Genomic DNA, 7,578 nt, shown 5'->3' on the forward strand with positions numbered 1-7,578 from the left:
ATTCTTTTTAATTCTTAAAATTTTTAATTCCAACGGTTGTGATTAAACTTATTATTTCTCCAACTCCACATCATAATAAAACCTGTAATTGCGCCACCAATGTGAGCAAAATGGGCAACACCAGTTCCGTTTCCACCAAAAAATGAATCACCTTTTAATCCTAAAAATAGGTCAATCGCAATTAAACCAGAGATAAAATATTTTGCAGGAATTGGAATTGGTATAAACATCAAACCTAATGTTGCATTTGGAAACATAAATCCAAAAGCTACAAGTAACCCATAAATTGCGCCAGAAGCACCAACAGCAGCCGTTCTGGTTAAAGCATTTGCTTGAGCAATTGTATTAAATTGATCTTGTGAGCAATTGGCTTTTTCTAAAATAGTTTGAACTGTACTTTCCACCATTTTTCCATCGTCATTAAATACATTTCGTAAATCTGAATTTAATAAAACCGTTAAATCTGATTTAGAAAAATTTAAACTAGAAACACTATCCAATAACGAATGTATTTGATAATAGTTTACTGCTGAGTGAAGAACAGCTGCACCTAATCCGCAGGATATATAAAAAAACAAAAACTTTTTACCATTCCAAAAATGTTCTAAATTACTTCCAAATGAATATAACGCAAACATATTGAAAAAAATATGCATGTAATTGGCGTGCATAAACATGTGAGTTAATGGTTGCCAAAATCTAAAATTAGTACTTTCAAAATAAAACAAAGAAAAATATTCGTTAGTTATTGGACTAAACTGTGCTCCAATAAAAAAAATAACGTTAATTATTAAAAGTTGTTTTACAACCGGTGTAACATTCATCATATAGCAAATTTTTTATCTAAATCTTCCACACGCATGGTAATGAAAGTTGGTTTTTGAAACGGAGAAACATTGGGTTCTTTGCAAGCAAAAAGATTATTTACTAAATTTTCTTGCTCTTTTTCGGTTAAATAAGTTCCAGTTTTTACGGCCAAACTTCTAGCCATAGATTTAGCAATAGTATCGTTTTGACTGAAACTAGAATCTGGAATTCCATCCAATAAATCGCTTACTAATTGTTCTAAAACTATAGAAACCTCACTTTCTGTTGTATTAATTGGAATGCCAGAAATGTGAACCGAATCGGATTGATTTTCTTCAAATACAAATCCAGTATTTTCTAACGAAGCTTGTAATTCTGATAATAATTTTAACTCATTAGAAGAAAAATACAACTGTAACGGAAACAATAATTGCTGACTTGAAGCTTGTTTTACAGTCATATTTCTGAGAAATTGTTCGTATAAAACACGTTGATGCGCACGTTGCTGATCCATAATTACCATTCCAGATTTTATTGGACTTACAATATATTTTTTATGAATTTGATACGTTCTATTAATGGTTTGCTCTTCTTCTTTTTCGTCAAATAATGATGCTGTAACTTCATCATTTTCAAATGTAAAATTAGAAACATCTTGTGTATCTTGCTTTAATCCAACATACAAACTTTCCCAACTAGCAGTATTTTCTTGCTTTTTATAATTGTTATTTCCAGAAAAATGTTTGTTAGGTTTTTCGTCTGAAAAAGGATTATAATTAGTGTCAACTTCAACCTTTGGATAATTGGCATTAGCATTTTTATACTCGTAAGGTGTATCTAAATTTGGATCTCTATCAAAATCTAAAATTGGAGCCACATTAAATTGTCCTAAACTGTGTTTAATTGCCGAACGCAAAATGGCGTACAAAGCGTGTTCATCGTCAAATTTTATTTCGGTTTTAGTTGGATGAATATTAATGTCTATAGTATTTGGCGGAACATTTAAATATAAAAAATAAGTAGGTTGCGCACCATCTTTTAACAATCCGTCAAAAGCTGACATAACTGCATGATGCAAATAACCACTTTTAATGTATCTATCATTGACAAAGAAAAATTGTTCGCCTCTATTTTTTTTAGAAAATTCTGGTTTGCCAACAAATCCTTGAATATTTACAATCTCGGTTTCTTCTTGAACTGGAACTAATTTTTCGTTAGTTTTTCCCGAAAATATAGTTACAATTCGTTGTCTGTAATTAGAATTAGGTAAATTAAAATGTTCACTTCCATTGTGATACATTGTAAAATAAATATTTGGATGTGCCAAAGCAACACGTTGAAACTCATCAACAATATGGCGCATTTCTACCGTTTCTGATTTTAAAAAATTGCGTCTTGCCGGAATATTAAAAAATAAATTTTTAACAGAAAACGAAGTTCCTTTTGGCAAAACCGATGGCTCTTGTGAAACAAACTTACTTCCTTCAATAACTATATGTATTCCAAGTTCTTCTTGATCTTGCTTGGTTTTCATTTCTACATGAGCAATAGCTGCAATTGATGCCAATGCTTCGCCTCGAAAACCTTTGGTATGTAAAGAAAATAAATCTTCTGCTTGACGAATTTTAGAAGTTGCATGACGTTCAAAACACAATCTCGAATCGGTAATACTCATTCCTAAACCATTATCAATTACTTGAACTAACGATTTTCCTGCATCTTTTATAATTAATTTTATGTCGGTAGCTCTAGCATCTACAGCATTTTCAAGTAATTCTTTTACTACTGATGCTGGTCTTTGCACAACTTCTCCTGCTGCAATTTGGTTCGCCACGTGATCTGGAAGTAATTGAATTATGCTAGACATTGTTTATTTAGTGTTCTGTGTTCAGTTATTAGTGTTCAGTTAAAAAGTAGTATCACTTAAAATCTTAGTTAGCAAATTTAAGTAAAATCTATTGTTTATTATAGTTAAGAAGTTATTAAAAACAAAAAAATCATTCTGCCACTTCTTAATTTCATAAATTTGCAAAATAAAAATAAAATTCCAATAAATAATGTACAGCAAAGAAGATGCTTTAAGAATAAAAAGAGAATTCTGGATTGAATTTGCAGCGCAATATCCACGAAAATGGATTATGTACAACACTGATATTAAAGATTTTTCGTTTAAATTTTATACAGATAATAAAAACATCAAAGTAATTATTGATATTGAAAATAAAGAAGAGGACAAACGAAAAATTTATTATGAAAAAATAGAATCATTAAAAACTATTTTAGAAACAGATTACTTACAAGATGTTATTTTTGAAAGAAATTTTCAACTAGAAAGTGGGAAAATTATTAGCCGAATTTGGGTTGAAAAAAATAATATTAGTATGAATAACAAATCCAATTGGGAAGAAATTTTTAAGTTTTTCAACGAAAAAATGATACAATTTGAATTATTCTTTTTAGAATATCAAGACTATATTAAAGATTTAAAACTAAATACCTAAAAAATTAGATGATGTTTTTCTTAATTCTGCCATTTTTATTGCAGCAATTGCAGCTTCTGTACCTTTATTTCCATGAATTCCTCCACTTCTATCTATAGATTGTTGTTCGGTATTGTCTGTTAGTAAACAAAAGATTACTGGAACATTGGTAAGAATATTTAAATCTTTTATGCCTTGTGTAACGCCTTCGCACACAAATTCAAAATGCATTGTTTCTCCTTTTATTACACAACCAATTGTAATTACGCAATCAACATTTTGTGTATCAATCATTCGTTTTGCACCATAAACTAGTTCAAAACTTCCTGGAACATTCCAACGAATAATGTTTTCAATTTCTGCGCCACAATCTAAAAGTGCAGCAATTGCTCCATTGTACAAACCTTCTGTAACGTGTTCATTCCACTCAGAAACAACAATCCCAAACCGAAAATCTTTCGCGTTTGGGATTGTATTTTTATTGTAATTTGATAAATTTTTATTAGCTGTAGCCATTTTTTTTTAGTAGTCAGTGCTCATTGTTCAGTGCTCAATGTTCAGTGATCAGTGTTCAGTGTTCAGTGCTCAGTGTTCAGTATTCAGTGTTCAGTGTTTAGTATTCGGTTAGCAGTTTATGGTAATCAGTGTTCGTTATGAGCTTACAGTTTAAATAAAGAAAACTATAGAAAAATAAATTAATAATATACAATTTATTAACTATTCAATAAACTGATTACAGAAAAATTAGTAATAAACTGATTACTGAATACTGATTATTGAATACTGAAAACTGATTACTGAGCACTGATTACTTATTATTGAGCCATTCCAATTAAAGCATCAATTTGTTGCGCTTCTGGAGTAGCATCGTATTTTTCTTTAATTTCTGTAAAGAATTTTAATGCTTCTGCTTTCTTATTTAAAGTTAAAGCAGTTTGTCCAGCTTTCATTAAAAATCTTGGAGCTGTTAATTCATTAGCATTATTGTTAGCTGCTTTTTCATAATATTCTAATGCTTTTGCATTATCATTTTTTTGAGAATAAGCATCACCAATTAAACCAATAGCTTCAGAACTTAAAAAATCATCTTTAGACGAAAATTTTTCTAAAAATTTAATTGCATCGTCATATTTCTTTAAATTTAATGAAGAAACTCCTGCATAATAATTAGCTAAGTTTCCAGAATCTGTTCCTGAGAACTGATCTGCAATTCCAATTACACCTTGTTTTCCTTCTGATCCTTTAAGCACTAATTTATATAGAGAATCTTGTTTTTTAACATCAGTTCCATCAACTGCCAATTGAAAATTTTGTTGTGCAACGAATAAATCATCTGTTGCAGTAATTTCATTTGGTTCTACAATAAATTTTTGGTAAGCAAGATATCCTAAAGTTAACAATGCAATTGCACCTAGAAATCCTAATATATATTTTTGATTTTTTTCTACAAAAGCTTCTGTTTTATTTGCAGTTTCATCAAGAGAATTAAAAACTCCAGCAGTTGTACTACTTTTTTCGTCAACATTTGTAGTGTTTTCAAGAAAATTATTGTCTAATTTTTCTTCTTTTTCTTTTGCTGGTTTGTATCCTCTTTTATTATAAGTTGCCATTCTAGATTTAATTTAGTGTGCGCAAAAATAAAATTTTTATTCTAATTAGAAAGTCATTTTGTCGATATTTTTCAATAATTTGCACGCTCTTAAAAAAAGACAAAATAATTTTTCGTTTTTTGTAGTATTAGTAAGCCATTACAAATGTTTTTAAAAAAAATATCTTTATTCAATTATAAAAATTTTTCAGAAGCCAACTTTGAATTTGATGTAAAAATCAACTGCTTTGTAGGAAAAAATGGAGTTGGAAAGACCAATGTGCTTGATGCAATATATCATTTGGCAAACGGAAAAAGTTATTTTAATCCATTAGCAGTTCAAAATATTAAACACAATGAAGAATTTTTTGTTGTTGATGGCGAATTTGAAAAAAATGAAAGAACAGAACAAATTGTAAGTAGTTTTAAAAAAGGTCAGAAGAAAATTTTAAAACGCAACGGAAAATCATATGAGAAATTTTCAGATCATATTGGTTTTATTCCTCTTGTAATTATTTCTCCTGCAGACAACGATTTAATTATTGAAGGAAGTGAAACCAGACGTAAATTTATTGATACTGTAATTTCGCAATTGGATGCCAATTATTTGCAAAAGCTTATTCAGTATCAAAAAATCATTATGCAACGTAATGCGTTATTAAAATATTTTGCACTAAATCACGTTTTTGAAAACGATACTTTGTCTATATATAATGAACAATTAAATTCTTTGGGGCAAATTATTTTTGAAAAAAGAAAGCAATTTATTGACGATTTCCTTCCTATATTTAATAGGTATCACAAAGAAATTACCAATTCGTCTGAGCAAGTACAATTGGTTTATGAAAGTCATTTATTTGAAGCAGATACAATTACATTACTAGAAAAAAATCTAGCAAAAGATAGGGCTTTACACTACACATCAGTTGGAATTCATAAAGACGATTTATCTTTTCAAATAGATAATTATCCAATAAAAAAGTTTGGATCTCAAGGACAACAAAAATCGTTTTTAATTGCTTTAAAATTGGCTCAATTTGAATTTGTAAAAAAGCAAAGTGGCGAAAAACCAATACTTTTATTTGATGATATTTTTGATAAATTAGATGAATTTAGAGTTAGTAAAATTGTTGCAATGGTAAACGAAGATCAGTTTGGACAATTATTTATATCAGATACACATCCAGAACGAACAGAAGAAATTGTAAAATCGACTCATCAATCGTATAAAATATTTAATCTTTAATTTGTAAATTAGCTGAAAATTAAAATCCTATTATGAAAAAAATAATCTCAATTATAGTTCTAAACTTATTTCTAGTAAGTTGCAACGGACAAGCCACAAAAACTGTTGAAAAAGAAGAAAAAATTAAAACAATTGAAGGATTACTGTTTGAAGAAAAAATACTATCAAAAAAAAATTCGCAACTTATTGATGTTCGATCGCCAGAAGAATATACTGTTGAACATCTTGAAAATGCAAAAAATATTAATTGGAATGGTGACGATTTTGTATCAAATGCAGAAAAATTAGACAAATCTAAACCAGTATTTGTGTATTGCAAAGTTGGCGGAAGAAGCATTCAAGCTGCAACTAAATTATCAGAATTAGGATTTACAGAAATCTACAATTTGGATGGCGGAATTATGAAATGGAAAGGCAAAAAAACTTCTGCTTCGACTGTTAAACCAACAGGAATAAACTCGGCTGAATTTGATAAATTAATAAATTCTGATCAAAAAGTAATTATTAATTTTTCGGCAAAATGGTGCGAACCTTGCAAGAAAATGAAACCTTATTTATTGAAATTACAAGAAGAATTAAAAGATAAAACATCCTTAATAATGCTAGACGCAGATGAAAATAAAACGCTTTTAGAATCTATGAAAATTACTGGCTTACCTGTTATATTAATTTATGAAAACGGAAAAGAAGTTTGGAAAAATATTGGATTTTTATCTGAAGAAGATTTAAGAAAACGTTTATAAAAGTACGAAATGTGAAATACGAGGTACGAGATACGAAGTGTGAGTTACGAAGTGCGAAATACGAAAATATTAAATGTAAAATAGGAAGTACAAGGTTTTTATAATACTAATATAATACTGATGATTACAAAAGAAGCACAACTATTTCTTGCAGATTTAATTGCAAATAACAATACCGAATGGATGCACGCCAATAAAAAACGATATGAAGAATTTAAAAAATCATATCACAATTATATTGCAACTATATTGTTAGAAATGAAACCGTTAGACAAATTATTAGAACCGTTAGAAATAAAAAACTGTACATTTCGAATCAATCGCGATATTAGATTTTCTAAAGATAAATCGCCATACAAAACAAATATTGGAGTTTGGCTGTCTCAAAATAAAAATCGTAAAAATTCGCCAGGTTATTACATTCATTTTGAAAAAGGAAATTCATTTGTTGCTGGCGGAGTTTGGTGTCCAGAGGTAAATGAATTAAAACAAATAAGAAAAGAAATAGAATTTTTTCATGAAGATTTAGAAGCTGTTTTAAACAATTCTGATTTTAAAAAAGAATACGATTCACTTTCTGTTGACGATACAAACAAATTAAAAAAAGCACCAAAAGATTTTGATTCCAATCATCCAGCAGTTGAATTATTAAAATTTAAAAGTTTTACAGCTTCGCAAAAATTAGATGATAAATTATTTTCTGATAAAGATTTT

Annotated in this window: 8 protein-coding genes; 4 read left to right on the forward strand and 4 right to left on the reverse strand. The window is 28.8% G+C overall.

What is annotated here, in order from left to right:
• Positions 1–23: 23 nt before the first annotated feature.
• Complete coding sequence (locus ACH2BC_RS00545) at positions 24–827, reverse strand: rhomboid family intramembrane serine protease (protein ID WP_395051972.1); 804 nt, start codon at positions 825–827, stop codon at positions 24–26.
• Complete coding sequence (mutL, locus tag ACH2BC_RS00550; protein ID WP_395051973.1) at positions 824–2,674, reverse strand: DNA mismatch repair endonuclease MutL; 1,851 nt, start codon at positions 2,672–2,674, stop codon at positions 824–826. Before mutL ends, ACH2BC_RS00545 begins: the two co-directional genes overlap by 4 nt.
• A 190-nt stretch (positions 2,675–2,864) precedes the next feature.
• Between mutL and ACH2BC_RS00555 the strand changes: the two genes are divergently transcribed.
• Positions 2,865–3,308 (forward strand): DUF4268 domain-containing protein, encoded by a 444-nt coding sequence (locus tag ACH2BC_RS00555; RefSeq protein WP_395051974.1) that lies wholly within the window; start codon positions 2,865–2,867, stop codon positions 3,306–3,308.
• Here ACH2BC_RS00555 and ribH read toward each other — a convergent pair.
• Entirely contained in the window at positions 3,297–3,803 is a 507-nt protein-coding gene (gene ribH, locus ACH2BC_RS00560) for a 6,7-dimethyl-8-ribityllumazine synthase (protein ID WP_395051975.1), read from the reverse strand. The genes ACH2BC_RS00555 and ribH overlap by 12 nt on opposite strands.
• Before the next feature lie 299 nt (positions 3,804–4,102).
• A complete protein-coding gene (locus ACH2BC_RS00565; RefSeq protein WP_395051976.1) occupies positions 4,103–4,897 on the reverse strand; it encodes a tol-pal system YbgF family protein in 795 nt (264 codons plus the stop codon).
• 144 nt (positions 4,898–5,041) lie between these two features.
• Here ACH2BC_RS00565 and recF point away from each other — a divergent pair, with 144 nt between their 5' ends.
• The 3 genes from recF to ACH2BC_RS00580 all read left to right on the forward strand — a co-directional run.
• Positions 5,042–6,121, forward strand: a complete 1,080-nt coding sequence (gene recF, locus ACH2BC_RS00570; RefSeq protein ID WP_395051978.1) for a DNA replication/repair protein RecF — start codon at positions 5,042–5,044, stop codon at positions 6,119–6,121.
• A gap of 32 nt (positions 6,122–6,153) precedes the next feature.
• Entirely contained in the window at positions 6,154–6,864 is a 711-nt protein-coding gene (locus ACH2BC_RS00575; RefSeq protein ID WP_395051979.1) for a rhodanese-like domain-containing protein, read from the forward strand.
• 120 nt (positions 6,865–6,984) lie between these two features.
• The coding region (locus ACH2BC_RS00580; RefSeq protein WP_395051980.1) for a DUF2461 domain-containing protein at positions 6,985–7,578 on the forward strand (594 nt) is incomplete at its 3' end.

This window comes from Flavobacterium sp. (genome assembly GCF_043760115.1).
In the GTDB taxonomy this organism is placed as follows: Bacteria; Bacteroidota; Bacteroidia; order Flavobacteriales; family Flavobacteriaceae; genus Flavobacterium.

Bases quoted from the DNA above. Each gene is read 5' to 3' on its own strand.
- ACH2BC_RS00545 (WP_395051972.1), bottom strand. From the start codon at position 827: ATGATGAATGTTACACCGGTTGTAAAACAACTTTTAATAATTAACGTT.
- mutL (WP_395051973.1), bottom strand. From the start codon at position 2,674: ATGTCTAGCATAATTCAATTACTTCCAGATCACGTGGCGAACCAAATT.
- ACH2BC_RS00555 (WP_395051974.1), top strand. From the start codon at position 2,865: ATGTACAGCAAAGAAGATGCTTTAAGAATAAAAAGAGAATTCTGGATT.
- ribH (WP_395051975.1), bottom strand. From the start codon at position 3,803: ATGGCTACAGCTAATAAAAATTTATCAAATTACAATAAAAATACAATC.
- ACH2BC_RS00565 (WP_395051976.1), bottom strand. From the start codon at position 4,897: ATGGCAACTTATAATAAAAGAGGATACAAACCAGCAAAAGAAAAAGAA.
- recF (WP_395051978.1), top strand. From the start codon at position 5,042: ATGTTTTTAAAAAAAATATCTTTATTCAATTATAAAAATTTTTCAGAA.
- ACH2BC_RS00575 (WP_395051979.1), top strand. From the start codon at position 6,154: ATGAAAAAAATAATCTCAATTATAGTTCTAAACTTATTTCTAGTAAGT.